General features: G+C 72.6%; 16 protein-coding genes. 12 read left to right on the forward strand and 4 right to left on the reverse strand.

What is annotated here, in order from left to right; all coding sequences use genetic code 11:
* The first annotated feature begins 48 nt into the window (after nt 1-48).
* From ACZ3OF_RS01095 to ACZ3OF_RS01125, 7 genes are all read left to right on the forward strand, one after another.
* Entirely contained in the window at nt 49-735 is a 687-nt protein-coding gene (locus tag ACZ3OF_RS01095; RefSeq protein WP_361667011.1) for a GntR family transcriptional regulator, read from the forward strand.
* A gap of 87 nt (nt 736-822) precedes the next feature.
* On the forward strand, nt 823-1,656 hold the full coding sequence (locus ACZ3OF_RS01100; protein ID WP_467301948.1) for a M55 family metallopeptidase: 834 nt from the start codon (nt 823-825) through the stop codon (nt 1,654-1,656).
* Nucleotides 1,649-2,986: a M20/M25/M40 family metallo-hydrolase gene (locus ACZ3OF_RS01105; RefSeq protein WP_361667007.1), complete on the forward strand. Its 1,338-nt coding sequence runs from the start codon at nt 1,649-1,651 to the stop codon at nt 2,984-2,986. The genes ACZ3OF_RS01100 and ACZ3OF_RS01105 overlap by 8 nt, the downstream gene beginning before the upstream one ends.
* A 51-nt stretch (nt 2,987-3,037) precedes the next feature.
* Nucleotides 3,038-5,029 (forward strand): S9 family peptidase, encoded by a 1,992-nt coding sequence (locus ACZ3OF_RS01110; protein ID WP_467301950.1) that lies wholly within the window; start codon nt 3,038-3,040, stop codon nt 5,027-5,029.
* Nucleotides 5,026-5,958, forward strand: a complete 933-nt coding sequence (locus ACZ3OF_RS01115) for a S66 peptidase family protein (protein ID WP_467301953.1) — start codon at nt 5,026-5,028, stop codon at nt 5,956-5,958. Before ACZ3OF_RS01110 ends, ACZ3OF_RS01115 begins: the two co-directional genes overlap by 4 nt.
* A gap of 35 nt (nt 5,959-5,993) precedes the next feature.
* On the forward strand, nt 5,994-6,116 hold the full coding sequence (locus ACZ3OF_RS01120) for a hypothetical protein (protein WP_467302861.1): 123 nt from the start codon (nt 5,994-5,996) through the stop codon (nt 6,114-6,116).
* 153 nt (nt 6,117-6,269) lie between these two features.
* Nucleotides 6,270-6,995, forward strand: a complete 726-nt coding sequence (locus ACZ3OF_RS01125; protein WP_361667003.1) for a GNAT family N-acetyltransferase — start codon at nt 6,270-6,272, stop codon at nt 6,993-6,995.
* A 63-nt stretch (nt 6,996-7,058) separates the two neighbouring features.
* Here the strand turns inward: ACZ3OF_RS01125 and ACZ3OF_RS01130 are convergent, their stop codons facing one another.
* Nucleotides 7,059-8,168, reverse strand: coding sequence for an adenosine deaminase (locus tag ACZ3OF_RS01130; protein WP_361667002.1), 1,110 nt, complete (start codon nt 8,166-8,168; stop codon nt 7,059-7,061).
* 66 nt (nt 8,169-8,234) lie between these two features.
* Complete coding sequence (locus ACZ3OF_RS01135; RefSeq protein ID WP_361667000.1) at nt 8,235-8,984, reverse strand: GntR family transcriptional regulator; 750 nt, start codon at nt 8,982-8,984, stop codon at nt 8,235-8,237.
* A gap of 157 nt (nt 8,985-9,141) precedes the next feature.
* Between ACZ3OF_RS01135 and ACZ3OF_RS01140 the strand changes: the two genes are divergently transcribed.
* The 3 genes from ACZ3OF_RS01140 to ACZ3OF_RS01150 all read left to right on the forward strand — a co-directional run bounded on the left by ACZ3OF_RS01140 (nt 9,142) and on the right by ACZ3OF_RS01150 (nt 11,730).
* Complete coding sequence (locus ACZ3OF_RS01140; RefSeq protein ID WP_361666998.1) at nt 9,142-10,578, forward strand: MFS transporter; 1,437 nt, start codon at nt 9,142-9,144, stop codon at nt 10,576-10,578.
* A 213-nt stretch (nt 10,579-10,791) separates the two neighbouring features.
* Nucleotides 10,792-11,145, forward strand: a complete 354-nt coding sequence (locus ACZ3OF_RS01145) for a hypothetical protein (protein WP_361666997.1) — start codon at nt 10,792-10,794, stop codon at nt 11,143-11,145.
* A 42-nt stretch (nt 11,146-11,187) separates the two neighbouring features.
* Entirely contained in the window at nt 11,188-11,730 is a 543-nt protein-coding gene (locus ACZ3OF_RS01150) for a GNAT family N-acetyltransferase (protein WP_467301958.1), read from the forward strand.
* Here ACZ3OF_RS01150 and ACZ3OF_RS01155 read toward each other — a convergent pair.
* On the reverse strand, nt 11,714-12,046 hold the full coding sequence (locus ACZ3OF_RS01155; RefSeq protein WP_361666993.1) for a DUF6204 family protein: 333 nt from the start codon (nt 12,044-12,046) through the stop codon (nt 11,714-11,716). The genes ACZ3OF_RS01150 and ACZ3OF_RS01155 overlap by 17 nt on opposite strands.
* A 68-nt stretch (nt 12,047-12,114) precedes the next feature.
* Between ACZ3OF_RS01155 and ACZ3OF_RS01160 the strand changes: the two genes are divergently transcribed.
* A complete protein-coding gene (locus tag ACZ3OF_RS01160; RefSeq protein WP_467301961.1) occupies nt 12,115-13,020 on the forward strand; it encodes an arginase family protein in 906 nt (301 codons plus the stop codon).
* 41 nt (nt 13,021-13,061) lie between these two features.
* On the forward strand, nt 13,062-15,014 hold the full coding sequence (locus ACZ3OF_RS01165; RefSeq protein WP_467301963.1) for a DUF5107 domain-containing protein: 1,953 nt from the start codon (nt 13,062-13,064) through the stop codon (nt 15,012-15,014).
* Nucleotides 15,015-15,036: 22 nt separating this feature from the next.
* Here ACZ3OF_RS01165 and ACZ3OF_RS01170 read toward each other — a convergent pair whose 3' ends face one another.
* Nucleotides 15,037-16,401, reverse strand: coding sequence for an FAD-binding protein (locus tag ACZ3OF_RS01170; RefSeq protein WP_361666988.1), 1,365 nt, complete (start codon nt 16,399-16,401; stop codon nt 15,037-15,039).
* Nucleotides 16,402-16,564 lie beyond the last annotated feature (163 nt).

Raw genomic sequence — 16,564 nt, forward strand, 5'->3', positions numbered from 1 at the left:
CGAACCGACGGAGCTGGTCCAGACCCGAACGAAGGGACCACCGCCACCATGGGGCACCTGACCCACCGTGACCTGAACGCCTCCGTGGAGCGGCTGCGCGACCAGGTCGCGCATGCCCTGCGCGCGGCCCTCATCTCGGGCGAACTGCGGCCCGGTGTCGTCTACTCGGCGCCGACCCTGGCGGAGGACTTCGGGATCTCCGCCACCCCCGTCCGCGAGGCGATGCTCGACCTGGCGCGCGAAGGTCTGGTCGAGCCGGTCCGCAACAAGGGGTTCCGGGTCACCGAGGTCGACGAGCGCGACCTCGACCAGTACACCGAGATCCGCGCGCTCATCGAGATCCCCGTCGTCGGCCGGGTCACCCGCACCGCGGCCCGGGAGGACCTGGAGGCGCTGCGGCCGGTCGCCGAGGAGATCGTGCGCGCCGCCAGGGAGCACGATCTCATCGGGTATCTGGAGGCCGACCGGCGGTTCCACCTCACCCTCCTCGGGCTCGCGGGCAACGAACGCCTCGTCGAGACCGTCGGCGACCTGCGCAAGCGGTCCCGGCTGTACGGGCTCACCGCGCTGGACGAGCGCGGTGAGCTGATCCCGTCGGCCGAGGAGCACCTGGAGCTCCTCGACCTGATGCTCGCGGGTGACGCCAAGGGGGCGGAGCGGTGCATGAAGCGGCACCTGGGCCACGTCCGCTCCCTCTGGGCCACGAGCGACCGGGCGGCACACAGCACCAGCTGAGCACCCTGCCGCTCTTTGCCCGGTCCTCCTTCGCACCGAAGGTTTTCGCACCTAAGGTGGGGTTGCGTCGAGGAGACCGGGAGCACGATGAAGATCCTGATCAGCGCCGACATGGAAGGCGCCACGGGTGTCACCTGGCCGGCGGACGTACTGCCGGGGACGCCCCAGTGGGAGCGGTGCCGGACCATGTTCACCTCCGATGTGAACGCCGCGGTGCTGGGCTTCCTCGACGGGGGTGCCGACGAGGTGCTCATCAACGAGGCCCACTGGAGCATGCGGAACCTGCTGCTCGAACAGCTCGACGAGCGGGCCGAGATGCTCACCGGGCGGCACAAGTCCCTCTCCATGGTGGAGGGGGTGCAGCACGGCGACGTCGACGGGATCGCCTTCGTCGGCTACCACACCGGCGCCGGCACCGAAGGCGTCCTCGCCCACACCTACCTCGCCAACTCCATCACGGGCGTCTGGCTGAACGGCGAGCGGGCGAGCGAGGGACTGCTCAACGCCCATGTGGTGGCCGAGTACGGCGTGCCCGTCGTCCTGGTCACCGGCGACGACCTGACCTGCGAGGACGCCCTCGGATACGCGCCCGAGGCGCACAAGGTCGCCGTCAAGGACCATGTCTCGCGGTACGCGGCGGTGTGCCGGACCCCGCAGCGCACGGCGAGCGACATCCGGGCCGCCGCGAAGGCCGCCGCCGCCCTCGCCGTACGGTACGAGCCGGTGCCCGGTGGGCCGTACACGGTCGAGCTGGAGTTCGACGCCGATCATCTGGCGGCCGCCGCCACCGTCGTCCCGGGTGTGGCCAGGAGCGGCGAGCGCAGGGTCGCCTACACCAGCGAGACGATGTACGAGGGCATTCGCACGTTCAAGGCGGTCACCACGATCGTCTCCGCAGCGGTGGAGGAGCAGTATGGCTGAGCCTGCCCACGGCGGTCCGGACACCACGGCGCTCGACGAGGTGGTGACCTTCACCTCCGAGCTGATCCGGATCGACACCACCAACCGGGGCGGCGGCGACTGCCGCGAGCGGCCCGCCGCCGAGTACGTCGCCGAGCGCCTCGCCGCCACCGGCCTGGAACCCACCCTCCTGGAGCGGACCACGGGCCGCACCAACGTGGTGGCCCGCGTCGAGGGCACCGACCCGTCCGCCGACGCCCTGCTCGTCCACGGCCATCTGGACGTCGTCCCTGCCGAGCCCGCCGACTGGGCCGTCCACCCCTTCTCCGGGGAGGTCCGCGACGGCGTGGTCTGGGGACGCGGAGCCGTCGACATGAAGAACATGGACGCGATGGTCCTCGCCGTCGTCCGCTCCTGGGCACGCCAGGGCGTCCGGCCGCGCCGGGACATCGTCCTCGCCTACACCGCCGACGAGGAGGCGAGCGCCGAGGACGGCTCGGGCTTCCTCGCCGACGAGCACCCCGGGCTCTTCGAGGGCTGCACCGAAGGCATCAGTGAATCCGGGGCGTTCAGCTTCCACCCGACCCCCGGCATGACGCTCTACCCGATCGCCGCCGGCGAGCGCGGCACCGCGTGGGTCAAGCTCACCGCACACGGCCGCGCGGGCCACGGCTCCAAGGTCAACACCGCCAACGCGGTCACCCGTCTCGCCGAGGCAGTCGCCCGCATCGGCGCCCACACCTGGCCGGTACGCCTCACCCCGACGGTACGGGCCGCGCTCACCGAACTCGCCGCCCTCTACGGCATCGAGACCGACGTGAGCGCGGACGGATTCGACGTCGACCAGCTCCTGGAGAAGCTCGGACCGGCCGCCGCCCTCGTCGAACCGACCGTGCGCAACAGCGCCAACCCGACGATGCTGGAGGCCGGTTACAAGGTCAACGTCATTCCCGGGCGCGCCGTGGCCTACGTCGACGGCCGGATGCTGCTGGGCGGCGAGGAGGAGTTCGCCGAGGCGATGGACCGGCTCACCGGTCCGGACGTGGAGTGGGAGTTCCACCACCGGGAGGTCCCCCTGGAGGCCCCGGTCGACTCGCCCACCTTCGCTCGACTGCGGGCCGCCGTCGAGCACTTCGACCCGACGGGACACGTCGTCCCGTTCTCCATGTCCGGGGGCACGGACGCCAAGCAGTTCTCCCGGCTCGGCATCACCGGCTACGGCTTCTCCCCGCTGAAGCTGCCCCCGGAGCTCGACTACGGCGCGCTGTTCCACGGCGTCGACGAGCGGGTTCCGGTCGACGCCCTGCACTTCGGCGTCCGGGTCCTCGACCGCTATCTGAGGTCCGCGTAGTTTCAGTCGGGTTCGAGTGAGTCCCGTCAAGTCCGCGTAAAGGAAGTCGCGATGGTCCCCACGGGCGCCTACGGCACCTGGCCCTCCCCGATCGACGCCGCGCTGGCCGCCCGCCACGACGGGCGGCCCGAGTACGTCGGCGTCGTCGGCGACGAGGTGTGGTGGACCGCGCCCCGCCCCACCGAGGGCGGCCGGCGCGCGCTCGTCCGCCGACGGGCCGACGGCACCGAGGAGTCGGTGCTCCCCGCCCCCTGGAACGTCCGGAGCCGGGTGATCGAGTACGGCGGACAGCCCTGGGCGGGCCTGGCGCGCGAGGACAACGGCCCGCTCGTCGTCTTCAGCCACTTCGCCGACCAGCGGCTCTACGCGTACGAACCCGACGCCGGCACGAACACCGGCACGGGCCCCCGACCGCTCACGCCCGTCTCCGCGGTGGGCGGCGGACTGCGCTGGGTCGACCCCGTGATCCGTCCCGAACGCGGCGAAGTCTGGTGCGTCCTGGAGGAGTTCACCGGCCCCGGACCCACGGATGTGCGCCGCGTCCTCGCCGCCGTACCCCTCGACGGATCGGCCGCGGAGGACCGGACCGCCGTGCGGGAAATCTCCGACGGACGGCACCGGTTCGTCACCGGACCCCGTCTCTCGCCGGACGGACGGCAGGCGGCCTGGCTCGGCTGGGACCATCCCCGCATGCCGTGGGACGGCACGGAGGTGATCCTCGCCGACGTCACCGACGACGGCACCCTGCTGGGCGCCCGCACCGTCGCCGGCGGCCCGGAGGAGTCCGTGCCCCAGGTCGGCTGGACCTCCGGCGGACAGCTGCTGTACGTGAGCGACCGCAGCGGCTGGTGGAACCTCTACCGCGCGGACTCCGGCGGCGAGCCGGTCGCGCTGTGCCCCCGCGCGGAGGAGTTCGGCGGGCCCCTGTGGAAGATCGGGCTCAGCTGGTTCCAGCCCCTGGAGAACGGCCTCGTCGCCGTCATCCACGGCAAGGGCGCCACCGCGCTCGGCATACTCGACCCCGAGAGCGGCGAACTCGTCGACGCCGCGGGCCCCTGGACCGAGTGGGCCGCCACCCTGGCCGTGCACGGCAGCCGGGTCGTCGGCGTCGCCGCCAGCCCGCGCAGCGCCTACGAGGTCGTGGAACTCGACACCTGTACTGGCCGGACCCGGGTCGTCGGCTCGGCCCACGACGACCCCGTCGACCCGTCGTACTACCCCGAGCCCCAGATCCGTACCTTCACCGGGCCCGACAACCGCGAGATCCACGCCCACATCTACCCGCCGCACAGCCCCGACCGCACCCCGCCCGGCCAGGAACTGCCGCCGTACGTGGTGTGGGCCCACGGCGGACCGACCGGCCACGCGCCGCTCGTCCTGGACCTGGAGATCGCCTACTTCACCTCGCGCGGCATCGGCGTCGCCGAGGTCAACTACGGCGGCTCCACGGGCTACGGACGGGAGTACCGCGACCGGCTCCGCGAGCAGTGGGGCGTCGTCGACGTGGAGGACTGCGCCGCCGTCGCCGAGGCGCTCGCCGCCGAGGGCACCGCCGACCCCGCCCGGCTCGCCGTCCGCGGCGGCAGCGCGGGCGGCTGGACCACCGCCGCCTCCCTCGTCGCCTCCGACGTCTACGCCTGCGGCACGATCATCTACCCCATCCTCGACCTCCTGGGCTGGGCCACCGACGAGACCCACGACTTCGAATCCCAGTACCTGGAGTCGCTCGTCGGCCCGCTCATCGAGGTGCCGGCCCGCTACCAGGAGCGCTCGCCGCTCGATCACGTCGAGCGGATCTCCGCCCCGTTCCTGCTGCTCCAGGGTCTGGACGACGTGATCTGCCCGCCGGCGCAGGCCGAGCGGTTCCTCGCGCGCATGGCCGGGCGGGGGATCCCGCACGCCGGCATCACCTTCGAGGGCGAGGGCCACGGCTTCCGGAGGGCCGAGACGATGATCCGGGCCCTGGAGGCCGAACTCTCCCTGTACGCACAGACCTTCGGCATCGCCCGGCCCGATGTCCCGCTCCTGGAGCTGAAGAAGTGACCGTGACTCCGCTGAACCGTCCCCCGCGACTTCGCCCCGGCGCCCGCGTCGCCGTCGTCGCGCCGAGCGGGCCGATCCCGCAGGAGCGGCTCGCGGCGGGCCTCGAGATCCTGCGCGGCTGGGACCTCGAACCGGTCGTCGCACCCCATGTCCTGGACGTCCACCCGGGGTTGGGCTACCTCGCCGGTGCGGACGAGAGCCGCGCCCGTGACCTCCAGGAGGCCTGGTGCGATCCCGCGGTCGCGGCGGTGATCTGCGCCCGGGGCGGCTACGGCGTCCAGCGGATGGTGGACCTGATCGACTGGGCGGCGATACGGGCCGCGGGCCCCAAGGTCTTCGTCGGCTACAGCGACGTCACCGCCCTGCACGAGGCGTTCGCCGTCCGCACCGGACTCGCCACCCTGCACGGGCCGATGGTCGCCGCGGCCACCTTCCTCAAGGATCCGCGCACTCAGGAGTCCCTGCGGGCCACCCTCTTCGAGCCCGAGTCCGTGCGGACCCTGGGCCTCGACACCGCACGCCCGCTGGCCCGCGGCCGGGCCCACGGCGTCTCCCTCGGCGGCTGCGTGAGCCTCCTCGCCTCCGAGCTCGGCACGCCGCACGCCCGGCCCTCCGCCCGCGGCGGCCTGCTGCTCCTGGAGGACGTGGGGGAGGAGCCGTACCGACTGGACCGGATTCTCACCCAACTGCTGCGCTCCGGTTGGCTGGACGGGGTCGCCGGCATCGGTCTCGGCTCGTGGGAGGAGTGCGGTCCCTACGACGACGTCCGCGCGGTCCTCGCCGACCGGCTCGGCGGTCTCGGCGTGCCGGTGGTGGAGGAGCTGGGCTTCGGCCACAGCGAGACGGCGCTCACCTTCCCGCTGGGTGTGCCGGGGGTGCTGGACGCGGAGACGGCGACGCTCACGCTGGACGTACCGGCGCTGAGCTGATCCTCCCCGCCGAGGCCGGTCACCGGCTGGAGTTCGTGATCGCGGCCAGTGACGACGCGTACTCCGGGAACCGGGGCGTCAAGCCCGTGACCGTCACCGCCGCACCCGACGACACCGGCGTCCTGGAGCTGCCCGTTGTCAAGGGCCAGGTGGGGTAGCAGCCAGAAGGGTGGATTCACGCGACCTTCGGGCGTTCTTTACCTGTTCTTTTCCCACTCCGTGGGCAGTGGGACGGAGACTGTGCCTCCGCCTTCGTGCCGTGACGTCGGTGCGGGGCGCAGCTCCCTCCTCGCAGAAGGACCGAAGGCCCCGTGCCACTTCCCGTTGTGCTGTCCGGCCGCACCGTACGGCTGGAACCCCTCGCACCACAGCACGCCGCCGCGATCGCCGCGGCCGGCACCGAGGACCGTACGACGTACGCGTTCACGCCCGTCCCCCACAGTCTGGACGCGGCGCAGATCTATATCGAACGTGCCCTGGCCGAACAGGCCATGGGCCGGGCGCTGCCCTTCGCCGTCGTCAGTACCGCCGACGGGCGGATCGTGGGCTCGACACGGTTCCTGGAGCTGGACTACTGGCAGGGACCCCTGGTCTGGCCCTCGGTGCCCGGCGTTCCGCACGGTGATCCGCTCACCTCGGTGCCCGACGCTGCCGAGATCGGCAACACCTGGCTCTCGCCCCGGGCCCAGGGCACCGGCGTCAACACCGAGGCCAAGCTGCTGATGCTCCGGCACGCCTTCGAGGCGTGGGGGGTGCGGCGGATCTCGATGCGCGCGGACGCCAGGAACCTGCGCTCCCGGGCCGCCATCGAGCGGCTCGGCGCCACCTGTGAGGGCGTGCGCCGGGCGCATTCGCGCGGCCTCGACGGGGCCGTGCGGAGCACCGCCTTCTACTCGGTCCTGGACGAGGAGTGGCCGGCGGTACGGGCCCACATCGAGGCGCGGCTCGACCGGGCGTCCCGGCTCGACCACCCCGCCCGCTTCGACCCGATGCCGGGCCTCGACGCGGCGCCCCGAGGGCCCCTGGTCCCGGCCTAGCCGCGACCGTGCGAAGAGCCCCCGTCCACCGGGGCGGGGGCTCTTCGCACGGTCACCGGGGGGCTAGCGCGCCGCGAGCGCCGCGTAACCCGGGCGGACGACCTCGTCGATCAGACGTCGCCGCTCCGGCAGCGGCAGGAAGGCCGCGTCGAGCGCCGCGACCGTGAACTCCTCGAAGACCTCCGGGCCGTAGCCGAAGGCGTCGGCCATGTGCTGGAACTCCTCGCTCATGGTGGTGCCGGAGACGAGCCGGTTGTCCGTGTTGAGCGTGATCCGGAAGCCGAGGCGGCGCAGCTCGTCGATCGGGTGCGAGGCGTAGTCCTTGGCCGCACCCGTCTGGAGGTTGGAGGTCGGGCAGACCTCCAGGGCGATCCGGTTGTCGCGGACGTACGCGGCGAGGTGGCCGAGCGTGCCGTCCTCGGCGATGTCGTCCGTGATCCGCACGCCGTGCCCGATCCGCTCGGTGCCGCAGACCTGGACGGCCTCGTGGATCGACTCCGCGCCCACGGCCTCGCCGGCGTGGATCGTGAAGTGGCAGTTGTGCCGCTTCAGGTGCTGGAAGGCCGGAAGGTGGCGGGCCGGCGGGTTGCCGATCTCGCCGCCGGCGATGTCGAAGCCGGCCACGCCGTTCTCGCGGTGGGCGACCGTGAGCTCCGCGATCTCGAGCGACCGGTCGGTGTGGCGCATGCCGGTGAGGAGCGTACGGACGGTGATCCGGCCGCCGGAGCGGCGCTCGCCCTCACGGAAGCCGTCGTTCACGGCCTCGACGACCTCGTCGAGGGTCAGCCCGGCCGCCAGGTGCTGCTCGGGGGCGTAGCGGATCTCGGCGTAGACGACCCCGTCCGCCGCCAGGTCCTCGGCGCACTCGGCCGCGATCCGGTGCAGCGCCTCGCGGGTCTGCATCACCGCGCAGGTGTGGGCGAAGGTCTCCAGATACCGCTCCAGCGAGCCGGAGTCGGCGGCGTCCCGGAACCAGACCGCGAGCGCGGCGGGGTCCTCGGTCGGCAGCGCGGTGTAGCCGCACTCCCGGGCCAGTTCGACGATGGTGGCCGGGCGCAGGCCGCCGTCCAGGTGGTCGTGGAGGACGGCCTTCGGCGCGCGGCGGATCCACTCGGCGACGGGTATGGAGACCGGGCTGCTGAGCGGGGCGGCAGGGTTGTCAGACAAGTGCATGGCGCGGAAGTGTACGCCACGCCGGGGGTGGGCCGCTGTGACCGCGGTCGCCCCGAGGTCGGGCCGTCAGTTCGACTGGAGGACCGGCAGTGCGGGGGCGCCCGTGGGGAGCATGTGCTTGGCCGCCAGGATCGGGGTGTCCCCGACCCGCACCACCTGGGTGACGAGCACCGCCGGGGTGTCGGCGGGCCGGCCGAGCTGCTCGCCGCGGCGCTGTCCGAGCAGGGTCGCGGTCACGCTGCTGTGCGCCGCGAGCGGCACCCCGCGCGAGGCTCCCGCGAGCACCGCCAGCATCGACGTCCGCTCGCGTGCCGGCTCGGTGCGCAGCGCCTCGGCGAAGTCCCGGTGCGTCGCCTCCAGGACGTCGTCGGCCGCCGCCCACTCCTGGCTGAGCGCGGCCGCCGCACCCTCCCCGGCCAGCAGCGACTCCCAGAACCGCAGCTCGGCCCTGGCGGGGGCGAGGAGGTGCTGGGTGGTGAAGTCGGTGGGCTCCTCCACGGCCCGGAGCAGGGCCCGGACGCGCAGCGGGGTGCCCGCGCCGATCAGCTCCTCCAGGGGCTGGATGTGCTCGAAGCCGCGGCGCGGCGGGTGGTCGTTGACCGTCCGGCCGACCCCGCGCCGGACGGAGAGCAGGCCGTCCTCCTGGAGCAGCAGCAGGGCCTCCCGCAGGGCGGGCCGGCTGACGCCGAGCTCGCCGGCGAGCTTCGGCTCTGAGGGGAGAGTCGAGCCCGGGGGGTAGGTGCCGTCGTGGATGGCGTCCGCGATCCGCTCGTAGAGCACCACGACCGGTCGCCGCTGCTGTCCGCCGACTGCCACTGCCCCTCCTCCGCCCGGTTGTCGGCAAGTGAACGGTATTCGGAATCACAGGTCAAAGGGACTTGACGTGTGACGCGCGTAGAACTCACTCTGTCTGGGCGTTGCTTGTCTGACAAGCTCGGTTCATCGATATGACATCCACGGCAAAGGGGCCCCAATGTCAGCCACATCCGACCTCAAGGGCCGAGGTCCCATGCTCCTGGCGATGGTGCTCGCCGTCCTCGGCTACCAGATCAACGCCACGATGCTCAGCCCCGCCCTGCCGGATGTCATCGAGCGCCTGGGCACGACCACGGCCGCCGCCGGTCTCTCCCAGACCCTCTTCTTCCTGATGGCGGCCATCGGCCAGGTCACCCTCGCCCGTCTCAGCGACCAGCGCGGCCGCAAGCCGATGATGATCGTCTGCGCCTTCGTCCTGATCGCCGGCAACCTGCTCTGCGTCTTCGCGCCGAACATCGAGATCTTCATCGCCGGCCGCATCCTCCAGGGCATCTCGGCCGCGATGTTCACCCTCGCCTTCCTCACCCTGAACCAGCTGCTCACCCCGGCCGGCTTCGGCAAGGCCGCGGGCATCGTCACCGCCGTCAACGGCGGCCTCGCCGGGGTCGACGCCATCGCCGGCGGCCAGATCGCCGACACCATCGGCTTCCGCGGCATCTTCGTCTGCTCCACCCTGATCGCCGTCGCGGGCCTGATCGGCGTCCGGAAGTACGTCCCCGACGTCCCGCCCACGGCGGCCGACGGCCGCTTCGACTCCCGTGGCATCGTCGCCCTCGCGCTCGGCCTCACCGGCGTCCTCGTCGGCCTCGCCCAGGGCGCCGCCTGGGGCTGGACCTCCGTCCTCACCCTCGGCTTCCTGCTCGGCGGCCTCGCCTCGCTCGTCTTCTTCGTCGTCTCGCAGAAGAGCGCCGCCAACCCGGTCATCGACATCGAGGTCCTGGCCTCGCGCCGCGCCTGGCCGCTGCTGCTCACCACCGTCTGCACCCTGGGCGGCGCCTTCGGCGCCATCGCGCTGACGATCCCGCTCTTCTCGCAGGACGGCCGGGTCGGCCTCGGTCTCTCCGCCGTGACCGCCGCCGTCCTCTTCCTCACCCCGATCCAGCTCATCGGCGTGGTCTCCGCCCCGCTGACCGGCCGTCTCGGCCCGAAGATCGGCTGGCGCAAGATCGTCGTCACCGGTGCGATCGCCAACTTCGCGATCTTCCTCGTCGCCACCTTCTTCCTGCACAGCGAGTGGATCCTCGTCGCCTCGCTCGCGGCCCTCGGTGTCACCTACGGCGGCTTCATGCTGACCGGACTCAACGGCCTCGCCGTCACCACGGCCCCCAAGGACAAGCCCGGCTCGCTCTCCGGACTCAACGGCGCCTGCTTCGGCATCGGGGCCTCCCTCGGCATCGCCCTGGCCTCCGCGATGATCACGGCGGGCAGCGACGCGGGCGGTCCGACCGAGGCGGGCTACCAGCACGCGATGTACACGGCTCTCGCCCTGCTCGGCATCGGCGTCGTGACGGCCCTGCTCATCCAGCGCCCCGACCCGGCCGACACGGCGGACGCGGACGCCGACGAGCCGCAGCTGGTCCTCGCCCACCACTGACCGGGCACGGCGGGAGAGGCCGCACCCTCACCCGTACGGCCCCTTCCACCGCCCCTGTGCGGACCGGATCCCTCCATCCTGGTCCCACGGGGGCGGCCGCGTACGACGGAGAAGAGGTCCGGGCATGAGTCCCACGGAGACGACGAGCGCCGATCGCCCCCGGCGCTCCGGACCCCTCACGCCCCGCCGGCACGCGGCGACCGGGCGGTGTTCATGAGGCGGGCGGCGCTCCTGGGCGCGGGTGCCGTCGTCGCGCTCGCGGCCGTGGCGGTCGCGTCGGCGGAGGCGGTGCCGGGGGAGAAGACGCCGGAGGCGGACGCCCGGCCGATGCCCGACCTCCTCGGCAAAGGCCTCTGGTGGGTCTTCACGGCACTCGCCCCGCGCACCCGCCTCGACGTCCATGACGTCGGCGGTCGCGACCGCCGGGTGCTCTGGCCGCCGAACTGGACGGTGTGCACGCAGTACCCCACCGAGGGCGCGGCGCTCGACGGCCGGACGACGGTCGTGATCGGCGTGGTGAAGAAGGGTGAGAGCTGCCCGCCCCGGGTCACCTCGGCCCGCCGCTGATCCCGGGCACCGCCGCCGATCCGTCCCCCGTAGCCTGAGGGCATGTCCGACGATCTTGGTCAGTACGTCACCGCCGGTTCCTGGGTGGGCCTGCGGCCCTACTCGCTCGACGACGCCGAGGAGTTCACGGCACGGGTGCGCGAGAGCCGGGAGCTGCACCATCCCTGGCTCTTCCCGCCCGACCGTCCCGAGACCTTCGCCGCCTACGCGCGGGCGATGACCGACGACCCCGCCAGAGCCGGATTCCTCGTGTGCGACCGCGAGGCGCGAGGCCGGATCGCCGGGTTCCTCAACATCAACAACATCGTCCGCGGCGCGTTCCTCAGCGGCGCCCTCGGCTACGGGGCCTTCGCGCACGCGGCCGGGCGGGGCCTCATGGGCGAAGGGCTCGGCCTGCTCCTCCCGTACGCCTTCGGCCCCCTGGGGCTGCACCGGCTCGAAGCCAACATCCAGCCCGGCAACGCGGCCTCCCGCGCGCTCGTGCTCCGGGCCGGGTTCCGGCTCGAGGGGTTCTCGCCCGCCATGCTCCACATCGACGGCGCCTGGCGGGACCACGAGCGGTGGGCGATCACCGCTTGTAGTTGATCTTCATGGTGTCCATGTCCGTGACGGAGGACCTGAGCTCGCCGTAGCCGTGTCCGAGCTCCTTCAGCGCCGTCTCCGCCCGGTCCTCGGCGATCGCTCCGGCCATCTCCTCGCCGTCCGCCGCGTCCGAGACGACGACCAGGCGGTACGAGAAGTGCTTCAGCGTCCTGTCGTAGGCGAGCGAGCCCTCCGGGGTGAACCGCATCGCCGCCATCCCGTGCGCGTCGACCTCGGCGAGCAACCGGGCCCGGCTCTCCTCCGAGAGCCCCTCGAACGTGCCGCGCACGATCACCCGGTAGGTGTGCTGGGTGCTCATTCCCCTGGTCCTCACATCGTTCGGCAAAGGCGTTGAAGATCCAGAGTACGGCGGCGAGGATGAGGCGCATGCGGAATATCGTGGCCATCGACGCCCCGTCCAACCTCGGTCTTCGCCCGCCGCTCCCCGGCACCGTCCCGGGCTGCCACAAGCTCGCCGGAGCTCTGCGGGAGAACCGGATCGTCCAGCGGACCGGCGCGCTGGAGGGCGGAGTCGTCGTCCCGCCGCGCTACGACCGCGGCGACTGGCAGGAGGGCGACGGCGTCTTCAACGCGGCCGCGCTCGCCACGTACACCCGCACCCTCGCGGACCGGATCGAGCACCACGTCCGGGCCGGGGACTTCTCGCTCGTCCTCGGCGGCGACTGCTCGATCCAGCTCGGTGCCTCGCTCGCCCTGCGCCGCATCGGCCGCTACGGGCTCGCCGCGATCGACGCCTCCCCGGACTTCCGTCACCCCGGCAACTCCGACGGGGTCGGCGCCGCGGGAGGCGAGGAGCTTGCCCTCGCGACCGGCCGGGGCCAGGGGGACCTCACGGACCTGGAGGGCCTCGGGCCCTACCTCCGTGAGGAGGACGTCCGGCTCTTCGGCATCCGTGACGCCTACCAGGACGATCCCGAACTCGTCGAACTGCGCGCCCTGAAGGTCCCCGTCGTCACCGTCGCCGACCTGCGCGCCTGGGGCCCCGCCGACCTCGCCGCCGCCACGGTCACGGCGTTCGAGGCCCCCGTGCTCGACGGCTTCTGGGTGCACCTGGACGCCGACGTCCTGGACCCCGCCGTGATGCCGGCCGTGGACAGCCCCGACCCCGACGGCCTCTTCCCGGACGAACTCACGCCCCTGCTGCGGACCTTGGTCAGGTCCGAGCGCTGCGTCGGGCTCAACATCACGATCTACGACCCCGATCTCGACCCCCACGGCACGGCCGGAGCGCTGCTCACGGACGTCGTGGTCGCCGCCCTGACCGAAGACTGAGCAGCGGGACCCCCTGGTCAGCCGCCCGTCCGCCGTGTTCCATGGCCGACATGACGACCGTACGACGTGCCGTACTGACCCTGCCCGCCGCCCCGTTGGGGCCGGACAACCCGCTGCCCGCCCTGCGGACCCTCGACGGGACCCCGACGGTCGACGCCCGTGCCACGGAAGGGCTGCCGCGCGACATGGCCCGGCAGCTCGGGTACGCACCACTGCGCACCCTGCTGCCCGTCCCGGTCCGCGACGGCTACGGGCGTGAGCGCGTGCCCACCGAACTCGACGCGATCGTCATCGAGAACGAACGGCTGCGGGTGACCGTGCTGCCGGGACTCGGGGGCCGCGTCCACTCCCTGCACCACAAGCCGAGCGGCCGTGAACTCGTCCACCGCAACCCGGTGTTCCAGCCGGCCGCCTTCGCCCTCAACGGCGCCTGGTTCGCCGGTGGCATCGAGTGGAACATCGGTGCCACCGGCCACACCACCCTCTCCTGCGCGCCCCTTCACGCCGCGATCGTCCCGTCCCCGGACGGCGGCGAGATGCTCCGCCTGTGGGAGTGGGAGCGGCTGCGCGACCTGCCCTTCCAGATCGACCTGTGGCTGCCCGAGGGCTCGGACTTCCTCCACGTGGGCGTGCGGATCCGTAACCCGCACGAGCGGTCCGCCCCGGTCTACTGGTGGTCCAACACCGCCGTTGCGGAGGACCGCCGGATCCTCGCCCCCGCCGACGAGGCCTGGTTCCACGGATACGAGCGGGGCCTGCGCCGCGTCGCCGTCCCGGTCGGTGAGGACGGCGCGGACCACACGTATCCGAACCGCGGCACCCTGCCCGCCGACTACTTCTACGACCTCGCCGACCCGCAGCGGCGCTGGATCGCCGCCGTCGACAAGACCGGCGCGGGGCTCGTCCAGACGTCGACGGACGTGCTGCGCGGGCGCAAGCTGTTCCTCTGGGGTTCCTCCCGGGGCGGACGACGCTGGCAGGAATGGCTCACGGAGCCCGGCGCACCCGGCTACGCCGAGATACAGGCGGGTCTCGCCCGAACCCAGCTGGAGCATCTGAAGCTGGAGGCCGGCGCGGAGTTCAGCTGGCTGGAAGCGTACGGACCGCTGGACGCCGCGCCCGGGGCCGTGCACGGCGAGGACTGGTCGGCGGCCCGCGCCGAGGTGGAGCGGTCCCTGGAGGCGGCGCTGCCGCGCGCCGCGGTCGAGGCCGCGTACGAGGCATGGCGCGAGGGCTCGGCGGACGCCGATCCGGTCACGGTCCTCGCCGCCGGATCGGGCTGGGGCGCTCTCGAAGTCCTCTGCTCGGGCCATGAGTTGCCCGGTACGCCGTTCCCCGTGTCGACCCTGGGGGAGGAGCAGAAGCCCTGGCTGGAGCTGCTGCGCACAGGCGTCCTGCCGCCCTTGGCCGACGGTGCCGCGCCCGGCCCCTCCCTGGTCGCGGGCCACTGGAGGGACATGCTGGAGACCGCACCGGCCGAGCCCCTCACCGAGTACCACCTCGGGCTCGCGCAGTGGCACGCCGGCGACCTCGCCCAGGCCGTACGGAGCTGGGAGCGCGGGCTCCGACAGGACGGCATGCGCTGGCCGTTGCTGTACTGCCTGGCCGTCGCCGACCGGGACGGCGGGCACCCGGTGCGCGCCGCCGAGCGGTACGCCGAGGCCTTCGAGGCGCTGCCCGCCGACGCCGACGAGGTGGTGACCGCGGCCCTGGGCAGTGAAGCCCTCACCGCGCTCCTGGAGGCCGGGAACGCGCCCCGGGCCCGCGCGCTCCATGACGGCCTGCCGGAAGCGGTGCGCGCCCGGGGCGCGTTCCGCCTCCTGGAGGCCCGCCTCCTCCTCGCCGAGGGCCGGAGCGCCGAGGCGCGAGCCGTCTTCGACCAGGGCTTCGAGGTGGCGGACCTGCGGGAGGGCGCCGAGATCCTGGGCGAGGTGTGGTCGGCCCTGACGGACGATCCGCTGCCGGACTTCTACGAGTTCCGTATGAGTCCCTGAGGACTCCGCCGACGGCCCCCGGTCAGAAGATGCGCTGGCCGGGGGTGAGGACACCGTCGGGGTCGTAGCGGTGCCGCGCAGCCTCGAACTCGTCCCAGAAGCGGCCGAAGTGGCGCACCCAGTCGTCCTTGGCGAGTGGTACCGACCCGATGGGGTACCAGCAGCCGCCCGCCTCGACCGTGGTGTCGTACTGGCGGCGGTTCGCGGCGACCATCTCGTCTGCGGAATCCGCGCCCGGGGAAGCGGTCTTGAGGAGCGAGAAGAGGTAGGCGATCTCCTCGTCCGGCATGACCGGGAGCGGGGTGCGGCACTTGGTGGTGAGCACGGGGTACAGCAGGATGACCGCGCTCGCTCCAATGGCCTCCGGCTTGAGGCCGGCGAGTGTGTCGGTGACGACGGTGTTCACCGTGGAGGCGGGGAGCAGACCGTCGTACCAGGGGTGGGGGAGCTTCCACTCGCCCATGGCCGTGAAGGCGTCCACCATCGCGGAGAGCCGGTTGACGAAGTCGAAGTACGGGACGTCATGGGCCTCGACGGAGGCGGCCCCCAGGTCGTCCGTGAGCCGGGCGTCGTCGTCGGCGGATCCGTCGTAGGAGGCGGCCTCCACCCCGTACGTCCAGCCGTCCGGGGTGGGCCGGGCCTGACCGATGAGGTAGTCGAACCGTCCTTCGCCGATCAGTTCGGCCTGCCGGGCCGTGAGCTCGGCGACGCTCCGGAACGTCAGGGTGTAGAACCGGACCGAGCGGGGCGCGGGGATCAGGGAGAGCGTGGCACGGGTGATGATCGCGCACTGCCCGAGGCCGCCGAGGGCGGCGCGGAACAGGTCGGGGCGCACGGTGGGCGAGCAGGTCGCGATCTCGCCTTCCCCGGTCACGACCTGGAGTTCGAGCACGTTGTCGGCCTGCGTGCCGTGGTGGCCGATCTGCCCGCCCAGGCCCCCGGCCGACAGGGTGCCGCCGACGGACAGCTCCAGGTAGTCGGTGAAGGCCGGCGGGGTGAGGCCACGGGGCAGGGAGGCCCGGACCACGGAGCTCCAGAGTGCCCCGGCCTGGACTATGGCGGTGTCGTCGCGAAACTCGATGGAATCCAGCGAGCCGAGGTCGATGACCAGCCCGGAGGGCACCTGCGCCTGACCGTTGGTCGAGTGCCCCTGGCCGCGGGGGGCGACCTTGAGCCCGCGCTCCCGGCAGTGGCGCACCATCGTGGCGACGTCCTGCGCCGAGCCGGCCCTGAGGACCGCGGCGGGCGGCTGGTGGACCAGGCGGCCGAAGTCGGTGGACGCCGCGTCGAGTGCGGCGGAATCGAAGCGCAGCTCGCCGTCCAGCGCGGGAACCGCGTCGAAGGCGGCAGGGCGGGGGTGTGACACAGGGAGGTGAGGAGGCGTCATGGTGACTCCAGATCGACGTGGTGAAAGGAACTCCGCACGCGTGCACAGTTCTCGCACATTGTGATCATTTTCCGACCGAAGTGTTCGGCAATATCTCGATCCGGCTGATCGTGATCATGGCGCGCCGCCCTCGTGTCAACCACGGTTGACGCGAGGGGTGTGT

Source organism: Streptomyces sp. NPDC022552 (assembly GCF_055561875.1).

Excerpts from the sequence above, each read along its gene's own strand:
- ACZ3OF_RS01130 (WP_361667002.1), bottom strand. The coding sequence starts at position 8,168 with ATGCACTTGTCTGACAACCCTGCCGCCCCGCTCAGCAGCCCGGTCTCC.
- ACZ3OF_RS01170 (WP_361666988.1), bottom strand. The coding sequence starts at position 16,401 with ATGACGCCTCCTCACCTCCCTGTGTCACACCCCCGCCCTGCCGCCTTC.
- ACZ3OF_RS01110 (WP_467301950.1), top strand. The coding sequence starts at position 3,038 with ATGGTCCCCACGGGCGCCTACGGCACCTGGCCCTCCCCGATCGACGCC.
- ACZ3OF_RS01100 (WP_467301948.1), top strand. The coding sequence starts at position 823 with ATGAAGATCCTGATCAGCGCCGACATGGAAGGCGCCACGGGTGTCACC.
- ACZ3OF_RS01105 (WP_361667007.1), top strand. The coding sequence starts at position 1,649 with ATGGCTGAGCCTGCCCACGGCGGTCCGGACACCACGGCGCTCGACGAG.
- ACZ3OF_RS01140 (WP_361666998.1), top strand. The coding sequence starts at position 9,142 with ATGTCAGCCACATCCGACCTCAAGGGCCGAGGTCCCATGCTCCTGGCG.
- ACZ3OF_RS01150 (WP_467301958.1), top strand. The coding sequence starts at position 11,188 with ATGTCCGACGATCTTGGTCAGTACGTCACCGCCGGTTCCTGGGTGGGC.
- ACZ3OF_RS01165 (WP_467301963.1), top strand. The coding sequence starts at position 13,062 with ATGGCCGACATGACGACCGTACGACGTGCCGTACTGACCCTGCCCGCC.
- ACZ3OF_RS01155 (WP_361666993.1), bottom strand. The coding sequence starts at position 12,046 with ATGAGCACCCAGCACACCTACCGGGTGATCGTGCGCGGCACGTTCGAG.
- ACZ3OF_RS01145 (WP_361666997.1), top strand. The coding sequence starts at position 10,792 with ATGAGGCGGGCGGCGCTCCTGGGCGCGGGTGCCGTCGTCGCGCTCGCG.
- ACZ3OF_RS01095 (WP_361667011.1), top strand. The coding sequence starts at position 49 with ATGGGGCACCTGACCCACCGTGACCTGAACGCCTCCGTGGAGCGGCTG.
- ACZ3OF_RS01160 (WP_467301961.1), top strand. The coding sequence starts at position 12,115 with ATGCGGAATATCGTGGCCATCGACGCCCCGTCCAACCTCGGTCTTCGC.